Below are 25603 nucleotides of genomic sequence, written 5' to 3' on the forward strand. Positions count from 1 at the left end.
AAACGAGGATTTTTCAATGGAAACAAAGAGCCGTACACAATATTCTGCCTACAATACGACAGTAGGACTCATATCGAGATTTATGGCAATTATTATGGGATATGTTGTTCGTATAGTATTTACACATATGCTGTCGGAAAATTATGTGGGTGTCAACGGACTTTTTACTGATATTCTGAATGTGTTATCACTTTCTGAAATGGGAATAGAGACAGCTATTTCATTTGCTTTATATAAACCGATTGCAGAAAATGACATAGAAAAACAAAAGTCGATTATGAATATATATAAATGGTTTTACAGAGCAGTTGCTTGCTTTGTGCTGTTTGCCGGACTTCTTGTAATACCTTTTATGGGTGTGCTTATAAAGAATAAGCCGGATATAGAAAATCTTACATATATTTATGTTCTTTATCTTATAAATTCGGCAGCATCATATCTGCTTATTTACAAAAAGACACTGCTTGACGCACATCAGCTGAAATATATCGGCGTTGTTGCAAAGACATTTTCATGGGTGATTCAGGATATTTTTCAGATTGCGATACTTATTCTTACAAAAAATTTCATTTTGTATCTTTATGTATACATTGCGGCGACAGTACTTTCCAATATTTACATTTCAAAAAAGACAGATAAGCTGTTTCCGTATGTGAACGACAAAGATGTGCAAAAACTTGATACGCAGACAAAATCAGATATTATAAAAAATGTTAAAGCCATGATGATGCATCAGGTCGGTAATGTAATCGTCAATAATACAGATAATCTGCTTATTTCGGGATTTGTTGGGATTGCAAGTGTAGGTAAGTATTCCAATTATTATCTTCTTATTGGTTCGATAAGACATGTTATGAGTGATGCTATTGACGGAATTACGGCAAGTGTCGGTAATCTTGGAGTTACAGAGGATTCATCGAGGGTAAAAAAGATATTTAATGCAGCCGCATTTTTTAACCACTGGGTGTTTGCATATGCTGCAGTCTGCCTTTTTGAACTCTTAAATCCTTTTGTTGAATTAAGTTTTGGTGCAAAATATCTTTTTGAAACGAACGTTGTACTTATTCTGTGTATCAATTTTTATATATATGGAATAACAAAAACAGGCAAGATTTTCCATAATTCGCTGGGTCTTTTCTGGTATGACAGATATAAAGCAGTCATAGAAGCAGTAATTAATCTTATTGCATCTCTGATACTTGTGCATAATTTCGGTGTTTTTGGAATATTTATGGGAACACTGATAAGCACGGTGCTCACAACTTTGTGGGTAGAACCTTTTGTTATATACAAGTATCATTTTAAAGAGGGTGTTACAGGATATTACCTGTGTATGGCATGGTACTTTGTACAGACGGCTTTTGCATGGGCAGTGGCTCATTTTGCATGTGTCAGAATTGAAAAAATATCAGGAATTGCCGGATGCATACCGCAGATAGCGTTGAGACTCGTAATAGTAACTGTTGTTATGAACGGAATATTTTTGATTATTAACATAAATAACAAAAATTTCAGGTTTCTTCTTGCAAAGTTTTTTAGTATTATAAAAGTAGGAAAATCCGGGAAAAATGGAGTGCGTAGATGAACAGACAGAGTGATGTGATTGAAAATTGGGAATATGGGCTTCTTACATTGCTTAATAATGCCCTAAATCTGCCTGTATCTGAAAAAAATGATGCTATTGAAGTAAAAAGCATTATTGAAGATGTAAGTAGAAAACTCGATTCAGATTCTATACAGAAATTTAATGAATATAGTGAAGATGAATGGAATAAGATTATCAAGACGGCAGACGGCCACGGGGTTCTGCCGTTAATAGCAGATGAGTTATATTTTATGGATTGCGTGCCTGATAATATTAAGATTAAGGCGGTTGCAAAAGCAAAAAAAATTGTTATCCAGAACAGCCGTCTTTCATACCTGACTAATGAGTATATGAGCATTTTAAATGATGCCGGAATTACGGCAGTGCTTTTAAAAGGTGCCGGAACGGCTGCATATTATCCGGTAAAGAGTCTTAGAAAATCAGGTGATATTGATATACTCATTCCTGATAAGCTGCAGTTTGATAAAGCCGTAAGTGTGCTTGAACTGCATGGCGTGGTTATAATGGGGGAACAGCATGCATGGCATCATGTTGAAATGCATAATGAGAACGGCGTAATAATAGAACTTCACAGGGCACTGGCAGAACAGTTCGATGATGACGATGTGAATAAAAAGATTGAGCAGTATACTGAAGAAATGTCAGTTCATAATATTTTAAAAAATATTGATGGAATGAATATAGTATGTCCTGAGATGGCATGGGAAGCATTAAGTCTTGCCATTCATATGCTGCACCATTTTGTGAGAGCAGGGTTCGGACTCAAACTTTTGTGTGACTGGGTTGTATTCTGGAATAGCGAACATGATGAAAGTCAGAAAAATACATTTTATTCAATGATAAGCAGCATTGGAATAACAGGTTTTGTTAAAGCTGTCAATATAATCTGTATAAAGTATCTTGGAATGAAAAAAGAAAATGTTTTTTTTATGATACAGGATGAAAAAACAGAAGTTAATACCGATATATTCCTTAAAGATATTATCGAGGCACAGGAATTTGGCAGTACCAAAGATGAAAGAATGGTTGTGCTTCGTGGCAGCAGGTTTGCAGACTATGTAAGAGAGTTCCATCATCAGATGAAACTTAACAATCCCGATAAGAAAGATAATAAGCTGTTGTGGCCTTATCTCTGGGTTAAAACATTTGCAGTTTTTGTAAGAAATAACAGGACTGTAAGGAAAACAACAATACGCAGTGTACTAAAAAGTGCAGGTGCAAGAAGCAGGGTTGCATATGATATGAAACTGTTTAAAAAATAGTACCCTAAAGTCAGTGGTTATGCGGACTTTAGGGTTGACAGCCGCGATTTATAAGCATTATAATATGGGAAAATAGTAATGCTTTGATTTATGAATGGAGGAGTTTTATTATGTTGAAGTATGAAAAACCGGTTGTAGAGTCAACAGAAGACGTTGCTGAGAGCGTATACATGGCAAGCGGAGATGTAAAGACAGGTGTCTGTCCTTACGGAAGAGAGTTTGCTAATGCCGGAGCTGATATATGTCAGATTTGCTCAAAGACAGATGGAGCACAGACTTCAGGAAGTGCTTTCAGAGCAGATTATAAGGGATGTCCTTACGGAGTTGCTGAACAGGTTGATTAATTTAAGAGACGAAAGAATATAATATATGGATTATAAGCAGATTGATGAACATAGTGCTGTAATCAGGACATTAAAGGAAAATGACATAAAAATCAAACCTAAGGGATACAGTATGTATCCCTTATTTGTTCCCGGAAGGGATTATGCGGTTATTACCCATATTGAACCTGATAAGCTCAAAAAAGGTGATGTTGTTTTATACAGAAGACATGATAATACAGGAATTCTTGTATTACACAGAGTATGCAGAATAGATAAAAATGGATTCTATATGGTTGGAGATAACCAGAGTGAGATTGAGGGACCATTAGAAAAAGAATGTATTCACGGAAAGCTTATTGCTGTTGAAAGAAACGGCAGAATGTTTTCTGTGAATAATATTGTATATAGATTTATTTCGTATGTGTGGCTTTTATTAAGACCGGTGCGTATGCCAGTTGCCAAGTCAGCAGCAGCAGTAAAACGCTGTATTAAAAAAATGGTGAAAAGAAATGGAAAAGAACAATAGTTTTATAAAAACAATTGGTGGAAAAATATTTGCAGTGCTTGCTATTGCGGCTGCAATTTTCTGTCTTGCTGCATTGTATGTGATTACCGGTGTCAACGCAGGGGTTAACAATGATAAGAATATAATTCTTGATGACGGGTGGAGTGTTATATATAATGGTGAATCATATAACGATGTCAATCTGAATAACTTCAGGCTTACAAAGACAATGGGAAAAGGTGACAAAGTTGTTTTATATACGTCAATACCTAAAAATTTTAAGTATGACACGCCTGTTATAAAGATACCTACAACATCATCGGTATTAAAAGTATCTGTCAACGGAAAGCTTGTGTATACATATGGCGAAGACAGATATGCAGAAAATAAGCTGGTAGGAAGCGGTTGGCATTATATTCCTGTCAAGAAGACAGATGCAGGAAAAAATATAAGAATTATTATTACATCTACTGAAGATGCGACATTTTCATCTATAGATGCACCTGTTCTTATGGAATATTCGGATGTTTTCCAACAGATGATGATAAAGAACCGTGTTCCATATGTATCTGCAGTTTCATTGATTTTATTTGGTGCACTTATAATGGCACTTGCCGGAATAATGATGATAAAAAGAACAGGAATGTCAAGACTTTTCTGGATAGGAGCCCTGTCTGTGACAGTTGGTACATGGACTGCATGCAATTATAGACTTACGCAGCTTTTTAATATACCATTGCCTGTTACAACAACGCTTGAGTATATTAATCTTGTTTTAGGGGCGTTGTCTGCTGCAATGTATTTTAAAGATAATGTATATGAATTAAAAGATACATTTATGATAAATCTTTATAAAATATTTGTTGGATGTTTGTCAGTATTTATAGTTGTATCATTTACACTGCAATTTGCCAATTTATATCATCTGCCGTCACTTCTTGAAGTTATTCATGTTTTTATTGTGCTTGAAGTAATTTATATGATGGTTCTTATGATAAAAGTATTAAAATCGGGTACATCTTCAGGAAAAGTCCTTTTTATAGGTTTTTGCATAGTAATTGCATTTATATTTATTGATGTAGTACGTTATATGGTAAAAACATATACCGGAGTGCAGATTTTCAGTGGCTTCAGTATGTCAGCAGCAGGAATGCTTATATTTGTTGTTGTAATGATTATGAATTTCAGTATAGATGTAATACATAATATGAACGAGGCAAAGGAACAGGAAGTTCTTTACAGAATGGCATATATGGATGATCTGACGAAGATATCCAACCGTCGTTACTGTGAGAAAGTAATGGAAGAGTTGTCATCTAACAATGAAAATTTTGGGATATTCAGTTTTGACCTTAATAATCTTAAAAAAATTAATGATAATATGGGACATACTTATGGTGATGATTTAATATCCGGTTTTGCACGTATTTTAAAAGAGACTTTTGAAAAAGAAGCAGTAGTTGGAAGAATGGGCGGGGACGAATTTATTGTGATAATCCGTTCAGATGATGGCAGAATTGACTACGAGACTTTCAGAAAAAAACTTCAACATGTAATTGACGAGTATAATCATAAAGAAAGCAGATTTAAGTATAGTGTTGCGTGTGGATATGCAGACAGCACAGAGGCAGGAGATAATAATGGAAATGTAGATGCCCGCCAGATATATTCCATGGCTGATGACAGGATGTATGTTCATAAAAGAAAAATCAAAGAAAAAATGAAACAGGAAAAATCACATAATGAGTAGGAATTACAGGAAAAATTACAGAAAAAAAGCATCATTAAAACACAGAATAATTGAGCTGGTGATACTTCTTGTCATTATGATAGCTGTAAGTGCGGCAGGTGCCATATATGACAGGTATCAGAATGAAAATAAAGTAATGCCTGACGGACAGATGACAGTGCATTTTATTGATGTAGGACAGGGAGATTCTATACTTATACAATGTGGAACACATGCGATGCTTATTGACGCCGGGGATAACAGCTGTGGTACGAAAGTTCAGGCTTATCTTGAAAACAAAGGAGTAGCAAAGCTTGATTATGTTATAGGCACACATCCTGACAGCGACCATATAGGAGGTCTTGATGTAATTATTTACAAGTTTGATTGCGAAAATGTCATGATGCCCGATTGTGAAAAAAGGACTAATACGTACAGAGATGTAATTTCGGCAATGAAAGAAAAAAATTATATAAATACATTGCCAGAAGTTGGGAAAAAGTATAATCTTGGAGATGCTGAATTTACTATACTTGCACCTTCAAAAAAGTATGAAGATGCAAATAATAATTCAATCAGTATAATACTTCAGTATGGAGACAGAAGATTTCTTTTTACAGGTGATGCCGAAGAAGAGGAAGAGCAGGATATTGTAAATGCCGGTATTTCAATAGATTGTGATGTCTATAAGGCAGGACATCACGGCAGCAGAACGTCTTCATCAGAAGAACTGCTCAATGCTGCAAGTCCGGCATTTGCAGTCATAAGCTGTGGAGAGGGCAACAGTTACGGACATCCGCATGCCAGAACTTTAAATGAATTCAGACAAAGAGGAATTCAGGTGTTCAGGACAGATGAGCAGGGTACAATAGAGGCTGTTACAGATGGTGTGACTATCAAGTGGAACTGCTCACCGTCTGAGACATGGAAAACCGGAAATTAAAACAAAAACAAAAATAAAAACAAAGGAGAATATTTATTATGCATATGGCAGATGCACTTGTATCTCCGGCAGTTGCAGGAACTATGTATGCGGTTTCTGCGGCAGCGGCAGGATACTCAATTTATAAGGTGAAAAAAGAGGATGATGCATCAAAGATTCCTGTTATGGGAGTCATGGGAGCATTCGTATTTGCAGCACAGATGATTAATTTTACAATACCTGGAACAGGCTCTTCAGGACATTTGTGCGGTGGTATGCTTTTATCGGCATTATTAGGTCCATACGCTGGATTTCTTACAATGATAGGCGTTTTATTTGTGCAGTGTCTTATGTTTGCTGACGGAGGACTGCTGGCACTTGGATGTAATATCTGGAACATGGCATTTTACGGATGTTTTATAGGTTCGATTCTGATATGGAAATTTATAATGAAAAACGGTGTTTCAAAGAAAAAGATTACGATTGCTTCAATACTGGGCTGTGTTATAACATTGCAGCTCGGTGCGTTTTCTGTGACGCTTGAAACACTTGCATCAGGAATAACAAAACTTTCATTTGGAGCATTTGTTTCAGTAATGCAGCCGATACATCTTGCAATCGGGCTCGTAGAGGGAATTATAACGGCATGTGTACTTGTATTTGTATATGAGGCAAGACCTGAACTTTTATGGGGAATTGGCGGCAGCAGCGAAAAGTTAAAGAACAGATTCAGTCTTAAAAAGACCGTTGCCATACTTGCAGCAGCGGCTGTAGTTATAGCCGGTGGATTGTCTCTTGCTGCATCACAGTATCCGGATGGTCTTGAGTGGTCAATTGAAAAACTTACAGGAGATACAGAACTTGAATCTGATGGTGAAATATATGATAAAGCATCACAGGTTCAGGATACTACAGCAGTTCTTCCTGATTATTCATTCAAAGATTCAGATAGTGCAGCCGGTACAAGCGTTTCAGGTATTGCAGGGGCATTGATGGTTGTTGCTGTGTGTACGGCAGGATGTTTTATATTCAGATTTTTTAAAAACAAAAAGGTAAAGATAAGTGAATGATTTAAAACGTACATCAGACCGGATGAGACGGCTTGAAGTTACGGCACAAAAAAAGGGATGGCTTAATGATATACATCCGACATCAAAGCTTTTCGTGACGCTTGCTTGTATTATTCTGGTAATTTCAATAAATCAATACAATCTTCCGGGGCTGCTGGGTATGTGTATATACCCGGTGGTCCTGTTTGTGATTGGAGAAATATCAATAAAAGAATTTTTATACAGATTGAGGATAATACTTCCGCTTGTATGTCTTGTTGGTATATTTAATCCGGTTTTTGATAAAAGACCAATGTTTTATATAGGGAGTGTCTGCGTCACATATGGAGTGATTTCTATGATTACACTTATGTTAAAGGGTGTTCTTACGATATCGGCAGCATATCTTCTTGCATCAACAACGCCGATAGAAAAGATATGTGCCGCTTTAAGGCATCTTCATTTTCCGAAAATGATTGTGACGGTAATCCTTCTGATATACAGATACATGTCGCTTCTTATGTCTGAAGCTTCCAGGATGACACAGGCATATATGCTTCGTGCACCGGGACATAAGGGAATACATATAAAGGCATGGGGTTCATTTGCGGGAAATCTTCTCATAAGGAGCATAGACAAGGCAAAAACAGTTTATGACAGTATGATTCTGAGAGGATTTGACGGAGAAATAAACTACACAGGATATAAAAAAATGAGTGTAAATGACTATGTATATATGATGGCATGGTTTGTAGTTTTGCTGGTAATTCGTACTTTTATGTGATAGTATATCAGACGTAATATATCATGTGAATAAACAGTTTGTTACTAAATGAAAGACCAAATGGTGTTATATATGAAAATTAATAATCAGAATTATGGAATAGAGGTAAAGAATTTATCATTTTCTTATGAAAATGATGGCGGATATTCGGGTATGGCACTGCAAAACGTGAATTTTACGGCTGATTTCGGTGAATGCGTCGGTATTATAGGTGCGAACGGAGCAGGAAAATCCACATTTTTAAAAATACTTGTCGGTCTGCTTGGTGGCTATACAGGAGATGTGAATATTGGCGGACTTGAGATTAATAAAAAAAATCTTTCAGATATAAGACGTATTGAAGGTTATGTTTTTCAGGATTCTGACAGTCAGCTTTTTATGTCAACAGTATATGAAGATGTTGCATTTGCCCCTGTTAATTATGGGCTTTCCGAAGAAGAGACAAAACAGAGAGTGACAGATGCATTAAAAATGATGGGGATAGAAGAACTGCGTGACAGGCATACGTTCAGGCTGTCCGGGGGACAGAAAAAACTTGCGGCAATTGCAACAATTCTTTCAATGACGCCGGAAATTATATTACTTGATGAGCCGACGATTGCACTTGACCCGAGAAACAGAAAAAATCTTATAGGACTCATTAATTCATTTTCACAGCTTCGTGTAATAGCATCGCATGACCTTGACATGATTATGGATACATGCAGCAGAGTTGTGCTTATGAATAACGGAAAAATTATAAGAGAGGGCAGCACAGTTGAGATACTTAATGACAGAGAACTTCTGGAATCAAACGGACTGGAGCTTCCGCTTAGTTTATCGGGACACAGGTAATAGTTTGTCAATACAGATATGAGATAGTAGGAGAAAATCATTATGGAAAATGAAAGATTAAAAAAACAGCTTGAATTTTGCCGTGAAATTGACAAGGAAAAATTTATCGGAAGACAGACATATAAGTCAGATGCACAGACAAAAGAAAACGATGCCGAGCATGCATGGCATATGGCTGTCATGACAGTTCTTTTAAGTGAGTATGCTAATGAAAAAATAGATGTGCTGAAAACGGTTACAATGCTTCTGATTCATGATATTGTTGAAATAGATGCAGGTGACACATATGCATATGATGAAGAGGGCAAAAAGACGCAGAGAGAGAGAGAAGTAAAAGCGGCAGACAGGATTTTCGGAATACTGCCTGATGACCAGCGTGACAACTTCAGGAATCTCTGGGAGGAGTTTGAGAAAGGTGAGACACCTGAAGCAAAATTTGCACACACAATGGATAACTTCCAGCCGGCAATGTTAAATGACCTCACGGAAGGAAAAAGCTGGGTTGAAAAAGGTGTGCATTTAAGCCAGATTCTTGAAAGAAATAAGAATACGGCGGCGGGCTCAAAAGAAATATGGGATTATGCATATAAAAATATTTTTGAAAAAAATGTTGAGGCGGGAAAGATAAAAAAAGATAATTAAGTTTAATAGGTTATATGTGAAAGGAATGAAATACAATGTTAAATAAATCAGGTGCAAAGTCTTATCAGATGGATATGTGTACGGGTTCTATTTTAAAAAAAATGCTGATATTTTCGTTGCCTCTTATGGCATCAAGTATGCTTCAGTTATTATTTAATGCGGCTGATATAATAGTTGTAGGAAGATTTGCGGGCGATAATGCACTTGCGGCAGTAGGTTCTAATACGGCACTTATTAACCTTCTGACCAATTTTTTTATGGGACTTTCTATTGGTGCTAATGTTTTAGTGGCAAGGTATTTCGGAGCAAAAAATGATAAAGATTTGTCGGAGACAGTACATACTGCAATGATGTTAAGTATATACAGTGGCATTATTCTTACAATAATCGGTGTCTTATGTGCAAAACAGATTCTCATATGGATGCAGACACCAGAGGCTGTACTCGGACTTGCAACGGTATATTTAAGAATATATTTCCTTGGTATGACAGCTACGATGATATACAATTTCGGCAGTGCTATACTTAGGGCTGTAGGTGATACGAAGAGGCCGCTTTACTATCTTTTCGCTGCGGGTATAGTAAATGTTATTTTAAATCTTATATTTGTAATAGGTTTTAAATTAAGCGTAATGGGTGTTGCGATTGCAACTGTAATTTCGCAGTGTATATCTGCATTTTTAATATTAAAATGCATGGTACATGAAAGCGGAAGCATCAGACTTGATTTGAGAAATCTTGGTATTAATAAAGAGAAGTTTATAAAAATTGTACAGATTGGACTTCCGGCAAGCCTTCAGGGTGTTATTTTTTCACTTTCCAATGTTGTTATACAGTCTTCGGTTAATTCATTTGGAGAAATTACGGTTGCCGGTAATTCGGCGGCAGCCAATATAGAAGGTTTTGTCTATGTAGCGATGAATTCGCTGTATCAGGCAGCTATTTCATTTACAGGACAAAATGTAGGAGCCGGAAAATATGAAAGAGTAAACCGTATATTGTATACAGCAGAGGCATGTGTAATTGTTGTAGGTCTTGTTCTGGGAAATGGTGCACTGTTTTTTGGAAGGCAGCTGCTTTCAATTTATACGGAAAACCCTGCCGTTATTGATACCGGTATGAAGAGAATGAATGTTATTGCAAGAACATATGCACTCTGCGGCATGATGGATGTAATGGTTGGTTCACTCAGGGGACTTGGATATTCTGTAATGCCGATGATTGTGTCACTTATAGGTGCATGTGGATTGAGACTTTTGTGGATATTTACATTTTTCAGAATGGAGCAGTTCCATACTGTTACATCGTTGTACCTTACATATACATGGAGCTGGATTATTACGTTATCAGCACATGTTATATGCTGGATAATTGTCCGCCGAAAGCTCGGCAGACAATGGAACAGCTGATATTAGATAGTAACATTAATAAGTTCTGTTGAGATATTCTTCACGGATGTGATTTTCCATATCCCTGACTTCCTGCTGGAACTCGCGGGCAGAAACGAGGTGGCAGCCCTGACCGATTATGATAATCTGCTCTAATCCGTCAGATGTTGCCACGCGTACATAGTCTTTTTTGCCATGTCTGTGTGCAAAACTTTCTATGTAATGGTCTGCGGTTTCAGCTTCTTTTGTAAATACAACATGGATGTTATGGTAATCAGTCATTTCTGTGTCATGTCCCTGAACACGGTATGCATCAAATACAGCAATCAGGTTACATTTTGTCATTGCCTGATAGTTACAGAGTATATCAAGGAGACGGCCTCTTGCACTGTCAAGATTAATGGCTGCAAGTTCTTTTAATTCATCCCATGCAAATATAATATTATATCCGTCCACAAGAAGGTACGATTCACCTTGATTTTGTGGTGTTTCAGTGCCTTTATAGACATATTTTACCGTGGAATCGGTTTTTTTAGCACCCGTCCTGTGCAATTTATCATTGTCACCGCGGCTGTTAGAGTAGTAGGTCTGCTTTAAAATAGCATCAATTTCATCGGTTCCTAAAGGTTCGTCCGATACAGTACGGCTTGATGCACGGCTGTTAAGTACGGCTGATGAATTGGCTGCACCTGCATTGAGTCCGCGTTTTCTTAATTCAAGAACACTGTCTAAGTGCATATGTGAAAATACGTCATTCCATTCAATGACTGTGCCTGAGCCGTGAGAACAGAATACTGATGAAGACGGATTTAATGTATCCCGTTCAGCATCATAACCGAAATTTTCAATTACTTCTTCTGTGTTATGGCATGGGTAATAACCATCCATTCTATATGAAAGCCTGCCAAGCCCTTTGGTATACGATGCAACTTCAGTCTGGTAATCAGAAAGACAGGCAGCAGGAATAGTGCCTGTTATAACTGAAAGAGAAACGTCTGTCTCATCTGACAATGCAAACTTTGCATTCATTCTGTCTAAATCAGTCATTGCTCGTCCGATATTTTCAGCAGGAACTTTTAATGTGAAGTTAAAATATGGTTCAAGAAGAACTGATTCTGCCTGCATCAGACCCTGCCTTACCGCACGATATGTAGCCTGCCTGAAATCACCACCTTCAGTATGCTTAGGATGTGCTCTTCCGCTGACAAGAGTTATTGTGACATCTGTGAGAGGAGACCCCGTAAGAACTCCTACAGGTGCTTTTTCATATAGATGCGTCATTATGAGACGCTGCCAGTTTTTATCAAGCACATCTTCAGAGCAGTCTGCTTTATATAATATTCCGCTGCCTTTTTCGCCGGGTTCAATTATGAGGTGAACTTCCGCATAGTGTCTTAAAGGTTCAAAATGACCGACCCCTTCAACAGTGTTTTTAATTGTTTCTTTGTACACAATGCTGCCTGATGTGAATCCAACTTCGATTCCAAAACGGTCTTTTATAAGATTTTGCAGTATTTCAATCTGCACGGCACCCATAATCTGGACATGAATCTGTTTTAAAAGCTCATTCCATACAATGTGAAGCTGTGGTTCTTCTTCTTCAAGCATTTTTAATTTTGGAAGTATTAAAAGTGCGTCTGTTCCTTCGGGAAGAACAAGCTGATAAGTCATTACAGGTTCTAGCATAGGAATTTCGCTTTCAGTGTCAGAACCGACAGACTGACCGGCATAAGCGGAATCAAACCCGGTTACGGCACATATTCCTCCGGCAGGAACTTCATTTACTGTTGTATATTTTTCACCGGAATATATTCTTATCTGATTAATTTTTTCATCCGGTGTAATCTGCATGCGGGAGGTGAGAGTTCCACCTGTGATTTTCATGTATGCAAGGCGTGTGCCTTGTGGGTCACGGGCAATCTTGTATACTTTTGCCCCAAATTTATCCGGATATGACGGATAGTTCATATATGTATTTAATCCATCAATAAATTCATCAATTCCTGTAAGTTTTAATGCTGAACCAAAAAAGCAAGGAAAAACCTGTCTTTTTTCAATGCATGTTTTTAGGAGAGCAGTGTCAAGCGTATTATTTTCAAGAAAATGGTTGAGAAGTTCTTCATTGCATAAAGAAAGTTCCTCCATGTCAATTGCATCTTGAATACTGAAGTCAATTATTGCATCAGAAAGCTGATTTTTAAGCTGTTCAAGTATTCTTTGCTTATTGACACCGGACTGGTCTGTTTTATTTACAAAAATAAACACAGGAATTTTATATCTTGCAAGAAGCCTCCAGAGGGTTTCGGTGTGGCTCTGGATTCCATCGGCACCGCTGATTACGAGGATTGCATAGTCGAGAACCTGGAGTGTTCTTTCCATTTCAGCAGAAAAATCAACATGTCCTGGGGTGTCAAGAAGCGTGATACGAGCTTTTTCAAGCTCCACAACAGCCTGCTTTGAAAATATCGTAATTCCGCGGGCACGTTCCTGCTTATTGGTATCCAAAAAGGCATCACGTGTATCAACGCGTCCAAGTTTGCGGATAGTACCTGTTTTGTAGAGAAGAGCCTCGGAAAGAGTTGTTTTTCCGGCATCGACATGTGCAAGCATGCCAATATTTATGTTTGGTTTATTTAAGTCCCCCATATATTGATCTCCTTAGTTAAGACATTTTCTGACTAAATCGTGGTCGATTATAAATACATAAAAAATATTACCATAATGACGGCTGTTTATAAGTCTTCCATGGTCAAGAACAGGAATGACAGTGCCATCTTTTCGTTTAAGGGAAAATGACAGATAATCATTGTTGTCATTCTCAAGTGCGTTAATCTGCTTCCATATATTTTCTTCGACTGCTTCGCGTTCATCTTCTTTGATGATATTTCGGAAGCTGCGGCCTGTATAGTCAATTAATTCATCAAAATTGCTGCAGCCTGTGAGATTTAACATTTCTTTATTAGCAAAAAGAATAGAATCATCTTTTTTGTCAGCTTTGTATATTATAAAAGCACCCGGAAGATTTTTTGAAATATCGCTTAAGGCAAATCCAAGTGGTGTGCGTATTTTTTTGTTCATATTCGGATTAAATTCCAGACATTCATGTTTGCCTTTAATTTTTACGTTATATAAGGCAGTATCAGCATCAATAAGCAGCTGTTCTACAGAGCCGTCGTCAGGATTGTATTGTGCGTATCCAACGGAAATATTAAAGCTTTGTGTCTGGTTGCTAGCTATAAAAGAACGAGGCATATCCGTGAAAGCCTCTATTTGTGCTTTTGCATCTTTACATGTGCAGTTTTTCAGGATGATACAGAATTCATCACCACCACTACGACACAGAATTGAATTTTTAGGAAAAGAACTTCTTATTGTGTCGGCGAGAATGCATAATGCTTTATCTCCGGTTGAATGTCCAAAAAGGTCATTAATGAATTTAAAATCATCTATATCAAGTGCAATACAGACACAATGTTCATTACTATGTTTTTTCATATATTTTGTTAAATGTTCCTGAAATCCATTGCGGTTAAGAAGTCCCGTGAGATTGTCAGTAGATGAAAGGTTCTGCAGTATGATTCCATTGGCCTGAAGCACCATAAGTGCATATGTGAGACCTGTAAGGAGAAAAAGGATAATAAATCCCCCAATAAATACTGTTGTTGTTTGACTGTCTGCATGCCAGCCGTCTTTAGGTGTAACTTCAAGTTTCCATGAACAGCCACCTAATTCAAACTGATATGTAACAGGGCTTATAAATTCTTCACAATTGCTGTAAATTTCCGTAAATTCACCGGTAAGAGGTGATAAAGTTTTTGAGAGGCGGTAATAGTATCCGAAATCTTCAAGTGCATTTACCGAATCTGAAAAGATTTCCGGCACACGGATAATTGATATAGTAAATCCCCAGAAATATTTATCACCAGATTCATTTTCAAGATAGACAGGATTTCTTATGGTAATGCCGACATCACCCTGTTTAAGCTGGAAGGGTCCCTGCATAACGGTTATATTATTATCTCTTCCATAGCGTGCTATTTCACCACGGGAAGGGTCATTGATTAAGTCAATTTTGCCGGTATCATTACCTTTTTCAGGGTAAATATCTGTTACAACACCACCTGGTGCAAGCTGTATGCTCTGAATAGAATCGGTCATCATATTTTCGGCAACTTTTTCAAAGTGTTCAATCTGTCCATTTTCACTTATAATAATCTGTTCAAGTGACTTGGTGATTGTTATTCCATTATTAAGGTCAGCAATCATGCGGTCAGCGTAACTTACGGCATTCAGGGCTGCCTTATCCCTTACCCGTTCCTGGTTTGTATAGCTTATTTTATATATAACTACACACAGAACTCCTGTGCCGAAAAGAAAGACGAGCAGTGGAATTATAAGTTTGTATTTTAATGCTTTTAATTTTGGATAATTCATTGTGTAACTCCTGGTATGTGAAATGTCTGTAATCAGGTAATATAATCGTCTGCATTATAACATGTTTTATTTGACTAGTAAAATAAAATTTAGTACATTTGTACCAGATTGAAATGATTAAAGGAGACCAAATATGAATAAAAAAAATAATAAACAGATATTTAATCCGTATCTGCCATCTTATGAATATATTCCGGATGGCGAGCCACATATTTTTGGTGACAGGCTTTATATATACGGAAGCCATGACAGATTTGGCGGCAGCGACTATTGTGAAAATGATTATGTATGCTGGTCAGCACCGGTTGATGATTTGTCTGACTGGCATTTTGAAGGTGAGATTTATAATAGAAAACAGCATCCATATAGGGAGGAGAGAATGCTTCTTTTTGCACCTGATGTTGTGAAAGGTGCGGATGGAAGATTTTATCTTTATTATTCTATGGCACATTCGTCAAGAATGTCTGTTGCTGTGTGTAATACTCCGGCAGGACATTATGAATATTATGGTGATGTAAAAACTTCAGACGGTCGTATATATGGAATTGACAAAGGTGACATGCTGCAGTTTGACCCTGGGGTATTTGCAGATGATGATGGAAATGTATATCTATATTCCGGTTTTTGTCCGAATAAGACGGAAGATGAGCATGGACGTATTATGGCAGGAGCACATGTATGCAGACTTAGTGATGATATGATTACAATGAAAGATCTGCCACACGTAATATTTCCAAGAGATTTTAAATGTCCTGAGGAAGCTGGATTTTTTGAAGCTTCGTCAATGAGAAAATTTGGCAGAAAATATTATTTTATATATTCTGCCAGAGCAAACGGACTGCATTATTGTATAAGTGATTATCCTGACAGGGATTTTGTGTATGGAGGCAGGCTGCATGCATCGTCAGATGTCGGATTAAGAGGATACACTCCGTCTGATACTGCATATCCAAACGGTAATACGCATGGAAGCATAATACAGCTCAATGAAAGTTTTTATATATTTGACCACAGATTTACCAATGCATGTTCATATTGCCGTCAGGGGGTAGCTGAAAAGATTGAGATGGATGAAAATGGCTTTTTTAAAGCAGCAGAAGCTACAAGCTGCGGACTTAACGGCGGTCCGCTTGACGGTGAAGGAACGTATCCTTCATATATAGTATGTTTTCTTAAAAATATAAAACTTGAAAAGGATGCATCAAAAGAGGAAAGACTGTCAAAAAATGCATATGTCACGCAGGACGGCGGTGACAGAGAGAGCGGTGAAGATGCCTATATTGCCAATATGCAGGATGGATGTATGGCAGGATTTAAGTATTTTAATATGAAAAAAGGGCATAATAAAATAGCAATTTCAGTGAGAGGAAATGCAGTAGGAACTATAAAAATTACAACGGATTCGGATTATTCGGGTAAGAATATTGAGGATTATCCGATAGCCGGACAGGCATTGCTTTCAATTGAATCACATGACTGGAAAGAAACAGTTGTTGATATAGATATTGAAACGGGCATAAACCCGGTGTATTTTATTTTTGAAGGTAGAGGAAAATTTGATATAAAAAATTTTACAATTATTTAAAATATATAATAATGATTAATAAAATTTAAAAAATAATATTTATATTTCACAAAACATAAAAACAAACTATAAATATCAAAATATAAAGATTTAGACCTATGTGGGCAATGACTATATGGACTTAATATTTATCTATACATATGAAATGTAACGTAAAAGTGCGGAGGATAAATATGGTTGCTTACAAGGACGTTTTAAAAAGGCTTGTAATGTATAGAAAATCTATGGGTCTGATGCAGACAGATATTGCAGAAAAGTTTGGGCTTATGCAGGAGCAATATTCTTATATTGAAAACGGTGGAATTATAATAAGTGGACAGATACTTATGAATTTTTCGGAAATCGGATTTGATTTGGATGAGTTGATAGCCGGTAAAAAGTATGTTTATCATACAAAGGACCTGGATAAGACTTTAGCGAATATAGATACTGAAACACATAGGAATTTTGCTTTGAAGCTGCTGGCTGATATTATTGTAAGCAAATACAGCGGCACAGTTTCAAAAATGAGGGACGAAGATGCGAATAATATGAAAATGCTTCAGTCACTTGCAAATGACTGGAATGGATTTTCAATGACATGCTTTGTCAGGGATAAAATGAATACATCACAGATAGCCATGGCTGAAAAGTTGGGACTTGGAATCAAGAAATATCGTGATATTGAAAAAGAAAAGATATATCCTGATGCAGAGACACTTGTAAGTCTTTATAATATGTCAGAATATCGTCCCACGTTATTTATGAATCTTCAGGATAGAAAGATTCAGATTATTAAAAGCGTGTGGTGTATATTTCCGGCTGAAGACAAACGTAAGATGTTAAATTATGTATCTGATTCTATGAATATTTTATAAATTCTTTTGAAATGTAATTTTGTGAAAAAATTGGTGAAATTGCTGAACAAGGCTTGCATTTAGTGTGCGAGCCTTGTTTTTATTTACAAAAAATGGTATTCTTATCTAAGGTTTTGCGTCAGCGGTTTGACGTATAAAAGTATGCAGTGAAAAAGCAGGAAGAGGCAGAGCCTAATATATGCAGAGAAGATGAAAGGGGATTTTTTACAATGCCAGTAATGGAATATCTTGAAAGAAATGCAAGATTATATCCCGACGAGGTAGCTTTGGTAGAGCTTAATCCGGATGAGAATGATACAAGAAGGATGACCTGGAAAGAATATGCTCTTATACAGCCTACAAGATTCGAGCCGTATAGAAGAGAGATTACATGGAGTGTATTTAATGAAAAGGCAAACCGTTTTGCTAATATGCTTCTTGGAAGGGGAATAAAGAAAGGTGATAAGGTAGCAATACTTATGTATAACTGCCTTGAGTGGCTGCCTGTATATTTTGGGGTATTAAAGACAGGTGCGATTGCTGTTCCTTTTAATTTCAGATATGATTCAGATGAAATTTTATATTGTGCAAAGCTTGCAGAGGTAGATGTGATTGTGTTCGGTTCTGAATTCATAGGAAGAATGGAAGTCAATGCAGATGTTTTAAGCAAGGGAAGACTTCTTATATATGTTGGGGATAATTGTCCAAGTTTTGCGGAAAGTTATAGGGAGCTTGTCGCTGACTGTTCAAGCAAATCTCCTGATATTGAAATTACAGATGATGATTTTGGTGCAATATATTTTTCGTCTGGAACAACGGGATTTCCAAAGGCGATACTTCATAAACACAGAAGCTTAACACAGGCGGCACAGATGGAGCAGAAGCATCATTCAACAGGAAGAGATGATACATTTTTATGTATTCCTCCGCTTTATCATACCGGTGCGAAGTTTCACTGGATGGGAAGCCTTGTTGCAGGAAGTAAGGCGGTTCTTCTTAAAGGAACAAAGCCGGAGACCATACTTTCTGCTATTTCAAATGAGCACTGCACAATAGTATGGCTTCTGGTGCCATGGGCACAGGATATTCTTGATGCTCTTGACAGAGGCGATATTAAGCTGTCTGATTATAAACTTGACCAGTGGAGGCTTATGCACATAGGAGCACAGCCGGTTCCACCTTCGCTTATCAAGAGATGGAAAGAATATTTTCCAAACCACCAGTACGATACGAATTATGGCTTGTCAGAGTCAACAGGTCCGGGCTGCGTTCATCTCGGAGTTGAAAATATTGATAAAGTCGGGGCAATCGGTGTTCCGGGTTACAGATGGGAATGTAAGATTGTTGATGAAAATGATAATGAAGTTGCACAGGGCGGGGTCGGTGAACTTTGTGTCAAAGGTCCGGGTGTGATGACATGTTATTATAACGATGAAAAGTCAACAAGTGAAGTGCTAAAGGATGGCTGGCTGTATACAGGTGATATGGCTATGCAGGATGAACAGGGATTTTACTATCTTGTTGACAGAAAGAAAGATGTTATCGTAAGCGGTGGTGAAAATATTTATCCGGTTCAGATAGAAGATTTCTTACGCCGTCATGACAAAATAAAGGACGTTGCTGTAATCGGTCTTTCAGACAGAAGACTTGGTGAGAAGACAGCGGCAATCATAGAAATCAAGGATGGCATGGTCTGTTCAAAAGAAGAAATTGAAGAATTCTGCCATGCACTTCCAAGATATAAGCGTCCTAAAGAGATTATTTTTGCTGATATACCAAGAAATGCAACAGGAAAGATTGAAAAACCAAAGCTTCGTAAGATTTACGGTGCCGACAATCTTGTTGCAAAAGAAAATCAGATATAAAAATATACAGGTCATATGACCGCAAAAACAAGGAGGACAAATCCTCTCCTCATCAAAGGATTCGGATTTTTGCTCCGCAAAAACAAGGAGGATTTATGAAAGAGTTAATGCTTGGCAATAAAGCCGTTGCAAGGGGGCTTTACGAGGCAGGCTGTATGGTTGTTTCAAGTTATCCGGGAACACCCAGTACAGAGATTACAGAAGAAACAGCAAAATATGATGAAGTGTACTGCGAATGGGCTCCGAATGAAAAGGTGGCTCTTGAAGCTGCACACGGAGCGACTATAGGCGGACGAAGAAGTGCATGTGCAATGAAACATGTAGGTCTTAATGTAGCTGCTGACCCGCTTTTTACAATATCATATCAGGGTGTCAACGCAGGTCTTGTAATATGCGTTGCAGATGACCCGGGGATGCATTCTTCACAGAATGAACAGGATTCCAGACATTATGCAAAGGCAGCAAAAGTGCCTATGCTTGAGCCTTCAGATTCACAGGAAGCACTTGAATTTACAAAGAAGGCATTTGAATTATCAGAAAAATACAACACACCTGTATTTATCAAGATGTGTACAAGAGTTTCACATTCACAGAGTGTCGTCGAGACAGGAGTGCGTGTTGTGCCTGAGCAGGTACCTTATGTAAAGGACCCGGCAAAGGTCATGATGACATTAAATTCAAGAAATGCACATGTAAGAGTTGAACAGCGTACAAAAGACCTTATTGCTCTTGCCGAAAACTGTGATTTTAACAGAGTTGAATATGGTGATAAAAAGCTTGGAATTATCACATCATCAACATCATATCAGTATGCGAGGGAGTGTTTTGGTGAAAATGCAAGCATTTTAAAGCTTGGAATGATTTATCCGCTTCCTGAAAAGCTTATACTTGATTTCGCAGCTTCTGTAGATGAGGTTATCGTTCTTGAGGAGCTTGACCCGTTTATTGAGGAACATTGTAAACAGCTTGGCATAAAAGTAAAGGGAAAAGATACATTTCCTATATGTGGAGAATTCTCACAGAATCTTGTCAGAAAGTGTATGGGAATGGAAGTTCCGGAAAGCTTACATATAGATGACGAAATTCCGCCAAGACCTCCTGTTATGTGTGCAGGATGCCCACACAGAGGAGTTTTCTATACATTAAAGAAAAATAACTGCATGGTTTATGGTGATATCGGATGTTATACACTCGGTGCTGTTGCACCTCTTAATGCTATGGATTTAAATGTCTGTATGGGTGCATCATGTTCAGGACTTCATGGATTTAATAAGGCAATGGGCAAAGAAGGTGAAAAGAGAAGCGTCGGCGTTATTGGCGATTCAACATTTATACATTCAGGAATTACAGGAATTACAGATATTGCATACAACATGAGTAATTCAACAGTTATTATTCTTGATAATTCAATTACCGGCATGACCGGACACCAGCAGAATCCTACGACTGGTAAAAATCTCCGTGGTGAGCCGGCAGGAAAGGTTAATCTTGAAGCACTTTGCCGTGCTATCGGATTTAACAGGGTTCGTGTTGTAGACCCATATAACCTTGAAGAGGTAGATACTGTATTGAAAGAGGAACTTGAGGCAGATGAACCATCAATTATCATAAGCCGCCGTCCGTGCGTAATGATAAAAGGAACTGTTCACAAACCGCCTCTCAAAGTTGATTCTGATAAATGCGTCGGATGTAAATCATGCATGCGTATTGGATGTCCTGCAATTTCTGTAAGAGATAAAAAAGCAAAGATTGACCCTACACTCTGCATTGGCTGTAAGGTATGTACACAGATGTGTAAATTTGATGCATTGAAAGCAGAATAAGGAGGGTTGATATGGATACAAAGAATATTATGATAGTAGGTGTCGGCGGACAGGGAACACTGCTGGCAAGTAAAATGTTAGGTTTTGTTCTCTTACAGCAGGGATATGACGTAAAGGTATCGGAAGTTCACGGAATGAGCCAGCGAGGCGGAAGCGTTGTAACATACGTAAGATATGGTAAAAAAGTATACTCACCTGTAATTGATAAGGGAGAGGCAGATGTTATCATTTCATTTGAAAAACTTGAAGCTGCAAGATGGCTTGAATTTCTCAAAAAAGACGGAACAATTATAACAAATACTCAGGAAGTAGAGCCAATGCCTGTAATAACGGGTGCGGCTGCATATCCTGAAAATCTTATCGAGAAAATGCAGGCAGCAGGTGCAAAGGTTGATGCAAAAGATTTTCTTTTAATCGCACAGGAGGCCGGTTCCGCAAAAGCTGTAAATATAGCACTCATGGGAAGATTATCAACATATTTTCCTGAGATAAGCGATGAACAGTGGCAGGATGCTATTGAAAAAATAGTACCTCCGAAATTCCTTGATTTGAACAGAAAGGCATTTGAAGCTGGAAGAAACGCATAATTAAATTAAATAAAAATGCTCCGTTTAGGATAACAGTTAAGCTGTGAATCCCGAACGGAGCATTTTGTTTAGTGATTTATATTTAGGGTTATAGGACAGCGAGCCAAAACGATGCTTACATTCAAAACAATATTTACCTTTAGTCGCCGAGAGCAGTTTTTTGCTCAACGGTTGTCTTTTTGTCATAGCATTTAAAAGCTGATTCCACAAGCTCTTTGTCTGGCTTTGGTGTGAACAGGCTGACTACAGGAACAATTACAAGTCCGGCAAGCATTGCAATAGCACCGCAGTTGATAGGTGACTGCATAATTGTCGGAAATGAGCTCCTGAAGAAAATATTTGCAATCATAAGAACTGAACTGAATATGAAACATACCCAGCATGAAGCCTTTGTGACACGCTTTGAATATAATGAGTACATAAAAGGTGCAAGGAACGAACCGGCGAGTGCACCCCATGAAACACCCATAAGCTGTGCAATAAATGTAATTGAGCTCTTATATTGTATAAGTGCAAGAATTGATGAAATTGCAATAAATACAACGACAAGAATTCTTATTGATAAAACCTGTTTTTTATCGCTCATATCTTTAATAAAATTATCTTTTAAGAAGTCGATAGTAAGTGTTGAACTTGATGCAATTACAAGTGATGAAAGCGTAGACATTGACGCTGACAAAACGAGAATAACAACAAGTGCGATAAGCATAGGACTTAATCCTGAAAGCATTGTCGGAATAATTGAGTCATATCCGTTGGCAGCAACATCAATTTCATCTGAGAAAAGACGTCCAAATCCACCGAGAAAATAACTGCCTCCGGCAACAACAAGTGCAAATATAGTTGAAATAATTGTACCTTTTTTGATGGATTTTTCATCTTTTATTGCGTAAAACTTCTGAACCATCTGTGGAAGTCCCCATGTACCGAGTGATGTAAGTATTACGACAAATAAAAGATTGAGAGGGTCAGGTCCGAAAAATGAAGCAAATATTCCCGGTGTATCTGTTACAGCAGGGTCACTCACTTTTGCAAGACCATCAAGTGCCGCCATAAATCCGCCTTTACTGTTAAGAACGGCAGCTATTACGGTTGCAATGCCAAAAAGCATTATTATTCCCTGAATGAAATCGTTAATAGCTGTTGCCATATATCCGCCTGCAATTACGTAGATAGCTGTAAGAACTGCCATGAGTATAATACAGACTGAATAATCAATGTTAAATGCCATTCCGAAAAGTCTTGAAAGACCATTATAAAGAGATGCTGTATAAGGAATGAGAAAAATGAATATAATTACGGATGCACCGATTTTTAACGCACTGCTTCCGAATCGTTCTCCGAAAAACTGCGGCATTGTTGCAGAATTCAGATGCTGGCTCATAATTCTTGTTCGTCGTCCGAGAACAACCCATGCCAGAAGTGAACCTATAATTGCATTGCCGATGCCTGCCCATGTTGCAGAAATGCCATATTTCCATCCGAACTGGCCAGCATATCCTACGAATACGACAGCAGAAAAATAAGAAGTTCCGTAGGCAAAAGCTGTAAGCCACGGACCAACCGAACGGCCGCCAAGTACGAATCCGTTGACATCAGTTGCATGTTTGCGGCAGTAAAGACCGATTCCAATCATGACCGCAAAATAGATAATCAAAATTAATAGTTTCATAAAAATCCTCCTGTGTTTCTTTTGAATTTACCCCTTTAAAGTTCAACGCTTTAAACAACTAAAATTTTATCATGTTTTTATTATTTTATCAACAAAAATATGACGTTGTTTTTGCATATAAAAAATAAAAAAACAGTACATACATTCGATTTTTTGTTGTATAATATTTTTATGAAAAAAAATTATGGTATATGGGAATAATATGAAAGGAAACAATGGTATGGGCAGCAGGATATATGTATGTATAGATTTAAAATCATTTTATGCATCGGTTGAGTGTGTTGAGCGTGGTCTTGATACAATGACAACTAATCTTGTTGTTGCTGACCCGGACAGAAGTGAGAAAACAATATGTCTTGCTGTGTCGCCTGCGATGAAAGCTCTTGGCGTGAAGAACAGATGCCGTGTGTTTGAGATTCCCAAAGGTATTGATTATATTATGGCACAGCCGAGAATGCAGCTTTATATTGATTATTCGGCAAAGATATATGGCATTTATCTGAAGTACATTTCAAAAGAGGATATACATGTATATTCTATAGATGAAGTTTTTATGGATGTAACAGAGTATCTTTCTTTATATGGAATGACTGCGAAAGAACTGGGCATACGTATTATGCAGGATATATTTGATACAGTGGGAATTAGGGCAACGTGCGGCATAGGTACTAATCTTTATCTTGCAAAGATTGCACTTGATATAACTGCGAAACATGCGAAAGATTTTATCAGTGAACTTGATGAGGAAAGTTATAAGAGGACGCTGTGGCATCACAGACCACTCACAGATTTCTGGAGAGTGGGGCATGGACTTGCCGGAAGACTTGCACAGGCAGGGATATATGATATGGCACAGATTGCAGAGGCAGATGAGCAGATCCTGTATGATATGATTGGCATTGATGCTGAACTTCTCATTGACCACGCATGGGGGATAGAACCGGTTACTATTGCGGATATTAAGAAATATAAGCCGAGAAGCAGCAGCATAACGAGCGGTCAGGTTCTTGCAAGGGATTATGAACATGAGGAGGGAAGGCTTATCGTCAAGGAAATGGCTGACGGAATGTGTCTTCAGCTTGTTGAGCAGGGAATGGTTACGGATTCGGTGACAATCTATATAAATTATTCAAAAGAATATAGTGCAGCCGCAGGAGTGCCGCAGTCCGTGCGTGGTTCAATTATGCTTCCGTCAGCGACAAGTTCATCTAAAAAGATGCTTCCGTTTATTTCAAAGCTTTATGATGAGGTTAAGGATAAAAATATTCCTGTGCGTAAAATCAATCTTATATTTAACAGGCTGACAGATGAAGCCTACAGACAGGTTGGGCTGTTTGATGACGATACAGATGGTGACAGGGAAAATAAATTACAGCATGCAGTGCTTGATTTGAAGAAGAAGTATGGCAGAGATGCGGTATTGAAAGGCATGAATCTTGAAAAGGGTGCAACTGCAATAGAAAGAAATCATCAGATTGGGGGACACAGAAGTGGTAATTAGAAAAAGTACAGTAAATAATACAAGAAAAAAGATGCCGGTCGAAGAACGTGCCAAGCAGTTTATGCCATTTTCAGCACTGAAAGGTCTTGATGAAGCACTTCGTGAACAGGAAATTATTGCCGAAGAAAGTGTAAAAACGGAGACTGTAAAAGAGGATGATATATGTCAGACTGAAGATAATTAAGTAGAGGTGCATTTTTGACAGCTTCAGTTAATTATGTGAATAATATGTGCATTTTGTACAGATAAAAGT

General features: G+C 37.7%; 21 protein-coding genes. 18 read left to right on the forward strand and 3 right to left on the reverse strand.

Annotated elements, in window-relative coordinates; genetic code table 11:
- Positions 1-16 precede the first annotated feature (16 nt).
- From H8S01_RS06225 to H8S01_RS06275, 11 genes are all read left to right on the forward strand, one after another.
- Positions 17-1585 carry a lipopolysaccharide biosynthesis protein gene (locus tag H8S01_RS06225; RefSeq protein WP_021865839.1) on the forward strand — a complete coding sequence of 523 codons (1569 nt, stop codon included), beginning with the start codon at positions 17-19 and terminating at the stop codon, positions 1583-1585.
- On the forward strand, positions 1582-2868 hold the full coding sequence (locus H8S01_RS06230) for a nucleotidyltransferase family protein (RefSeq protein ID WP_021865840.1): 1287 nt from the start codon (positions 1582-1584) through the stop codon (positions 2866-2868). The genes H8S01_RS06225 and H8S01_RS06230 overlap by 4 nt, the downstream gene beginning before the upstream one ends.
- Positions 2869-2978: 110 nt before the next feature.
- Entirely contained in the window at positions 2979-3212 is a 234-nt protein-coding gene (locus tag H8S01_RS06235; RefSeq protein ID WP_021865841.1) for a hypothetical protein, read from the forward strand.
- Between the two features lie 25 nt (positions 3213-3237).
- Positions 3238-3720 carry a S26 family signal peptidase gene (locus H8S01_RS06240; protein ID WP_021865842.1) on the forward strand — a complete coding sequence of 161 codons (483 nt, stop codon included), beginning with the start codon at positions 3238-3240 and terminating at the stop codon, positions 3718-3720.
- Entirely contained in the window at positions 3704-5449 is a 1746-nt protein-coding gene (locus tag H8S01_RS06245) for a GGDEF domain-containing protein (RefSeq protein WP_186836572.1), read from the forward strand. Before H8S01_RS06240 ends, H8S01_RS06245 begins: the two co-directional genes overlap by 17 nt.
- Positions 5442-6371 (forward strand): ComEC/Rec2 family competence protein, encoded by a 930-nt coding sequence (locus tag H8S01_RS06250; protein WP_243204244.1) that lies wholly within the window; start codon positions 5442-5444, stop codon positions 6369-6371. Before H8S01_RS06245 ends, H8S01_RS06250 begins: the two co-directional genes overlap by 8 nt.
- A 38-nt stretch (positions 6372-6409) precedes the next feature.
- Positions 6410-7420: an energy-coupling factor ABC transporter permease gene (locus H8S01_RS06255; protein ID WP_186836573.1), complete on the forward strand. Its 1011-nt coding sequence runs from the start codon at positions 6410-6412 to the stop codon at positions 7418-7420.
- Positions 7413-8183: a cobalt ECF transporter T component CbiQ gene (gene cbiQ, locus H8S01_RS06260; protein ID WP_186836574.1), complete on the forward strand. Its 771-nt coding sequence runs from the start codon at positions 7413-7415 to the stop codon at positions 8181-8183. Before H8S01_RS06255 ends, cbiQ begins: the two co-directional genes overlap by 8 nt.
- A gap of 72 nt (positions 8184-8255) precedes the next feature.
- Positions 8256-9017 carry an energy-coupling factor ABC transporter ATP-binding protein gene (locus H8S01_RS06265; RefSeq protein WP_186836575.1) on the forward strand — a complete coding sequence of 254 codons (762 nt, stop codon included), beginning with the start codon at positions 8256-8258 and terminating at the stop codon, positions 9015-9017.
- A gap of 42 nt (positions 9018-9059) precedes the next feature.
- On the forward strand, positions 9060-9659 hold the full coding sequence (locus tag H8S01_RS06270; protein WP_021865849.1) for an HD domain-containing protein: 600 nt from the start codon (positions 9060-9062) through the stop codon (positions 9657-9659).
- 35 nt (positions 9660-9694) lie between these two features.
- Positions 9695-11068: an MATE family efflux transporter gene (locus H8S01_RS06275; protein ID WP_186836576.1), complete on the forward strand. Its 1374-nt coding sequence runs from the start codon at positions 9695-9697 to the stop codon at positions 11066-11068.
- Between the two features lie 15 nt (positions 11069-11083).
- On the opposite strand, the gene H8S01_RS06280 is transcribed toward H8S01_RS06275, so the two are convergent.
- Together H8S01_RS06280 and H8S01_RS06285 are read right to left on the reverse strand one after the other, a co-directional pair.
- Positions 11084-13693 (reverse strand): translation factor GTPase family protein, encoded by a 2610-nt coding sequence (locus H8S01_RS06280; RefSeq protein ID WP_186836577.1) that lies wholly within the window; start codon positions 13691-13693, stop codon positions 11084-11086.
- Positions 13694-13705: 12 nt separating this feature from the next.
- On the reverse strand, positions 13706-15481 hold the full coding sequence (locus tag H8S01_RS06285) for a diguanylate cyclase domain-containing protein (protein WP_186836578.1): 1776 nt from the start codon (positions 15479-15481) through the stop codon (positions 13706-13708).
- Between the two features lie 133 nt (positions 15482-15614).
- On the opposite strand from H8S01_RS06285, the gene H8S01_RS06290 reads away from it, so the two are divergent.
- The 5 genes from H8S01_RS06290 (at position 15615) to H8S01_RS06310 (ending at position 22177) form a co-directional block, all read left to right on the forward strand.
- A complete protein-coding gene (locus tag H8S01_RS06290) occupies positions 15615-17066 on the forward strand; it encodes a family 43 glycosylhydrolase (protein WP_186836579.1) in 1452 nt (483 codons plus the stop codon).
- Positions 17067-17239: 173 nt separating this feature from the next.
- Entirely contained in the window at positions 17240-17923 is a 684-nt protein-coding gene (locus H8S01_RS06295) for a helix-turn-helix transcriptional regulator (protein ID WP_021865811.1), read from the forward strand.
- Positions 17924-18132: 209 nt separating this feature from the next.
- Positions 18133-19767 (forward strand): class I adenylate-forming enzyme family protein, encoded by a 1635-nt coding sequence (locus H8S01_RS06300; protein WP_021865812.1) that lies wholly within the window; start codon positions 18133-18135, stop codon positions 19765-19767.
- A 95-nt stretch (positions 19768-19862) separates the two neighbouring features.
- Positions 19863-21590 carry an indolepyruvate ferredoxin oxidoreductase subunit alpha gene (iorA, locus tag H8S01_RS06305; protein ID WP_186836580.1) on the forward strand — a complete coding sequence of 576 codons (1728 nt, stop codon included), beginning with the start codon at positions 19863-19865 and terminating at the stop codon, positions 21588-21590.
- Between the two features lie 11 nt (positions 21591-21601).
- Entirely contained in the window at positions 21602-22177 is a 576-nt protein-coding gene (locus H8S01_RS06310) for an indolepyruvate oxidoreductase subunit beta (RefSeq protein ID WP_186836581.1), read from the forward strand.
- 139 nt (positions 22178-22316) lie between these two features.
- Here the strand turns inward: H8S01_RS06310 and H8S01_RS06315 are convergent, their stop codons facing one another.
- A complete protein-coding gene (locus H8S01_RS06315) occupies positions 22317-23855 on the reverse strand; it encodes a sodium:solute symporter family protein (RefSeq protein WP_186836754.1) in 1539 nt (512 codons plus the stop codon).
- A gap of 196 nt (positions 23856-24051) precedes the next feature.
- Here H8S01_RS06315 and H8S01_RS06320 point away from each other — a divergent pair, with 196 nt between their 5' ends.
- The gene (locus H8S01_RS06320; protein ID WP_243204246.1) at positions 24052-25350 is read left to right on the forward strand and encodes a DNA repair protein; all 1299 of its coding nucleotides are present in this window, start codon (positions 24052-24054) and stop codon (positions 25348-25350) included.
- The gene (locus H8S01_RS06325) at positions 25340-25534 is read left to right on the forward strand and encodes a hypothetical protein (RefSeq protein ID WP_186836770.1); all 195 of its coding nucleotides are present in this window, start codon (positions 25340-25342) and stop codon (positions 25532-25534) included. Before H8S01_RS06320 ends, H8S01_RS06325 begins: the two co-directional genes overlap by 11 nt.
- The last annotated feature ends 69 nt before the right edge of the window (positions 25535-25603 follow it).

The organism is Lachnospira hominis (ex Liu et al. 2021) (genome assembly GCF_014287955.1).
In the GTDB taxonomy this organism is placed as follows: domain Bacteria; phylum Bacillota; class Clostridia; order Lachnospirales; family Lachnospiraceae; genus Lachnospira; species Lachnospira hominis.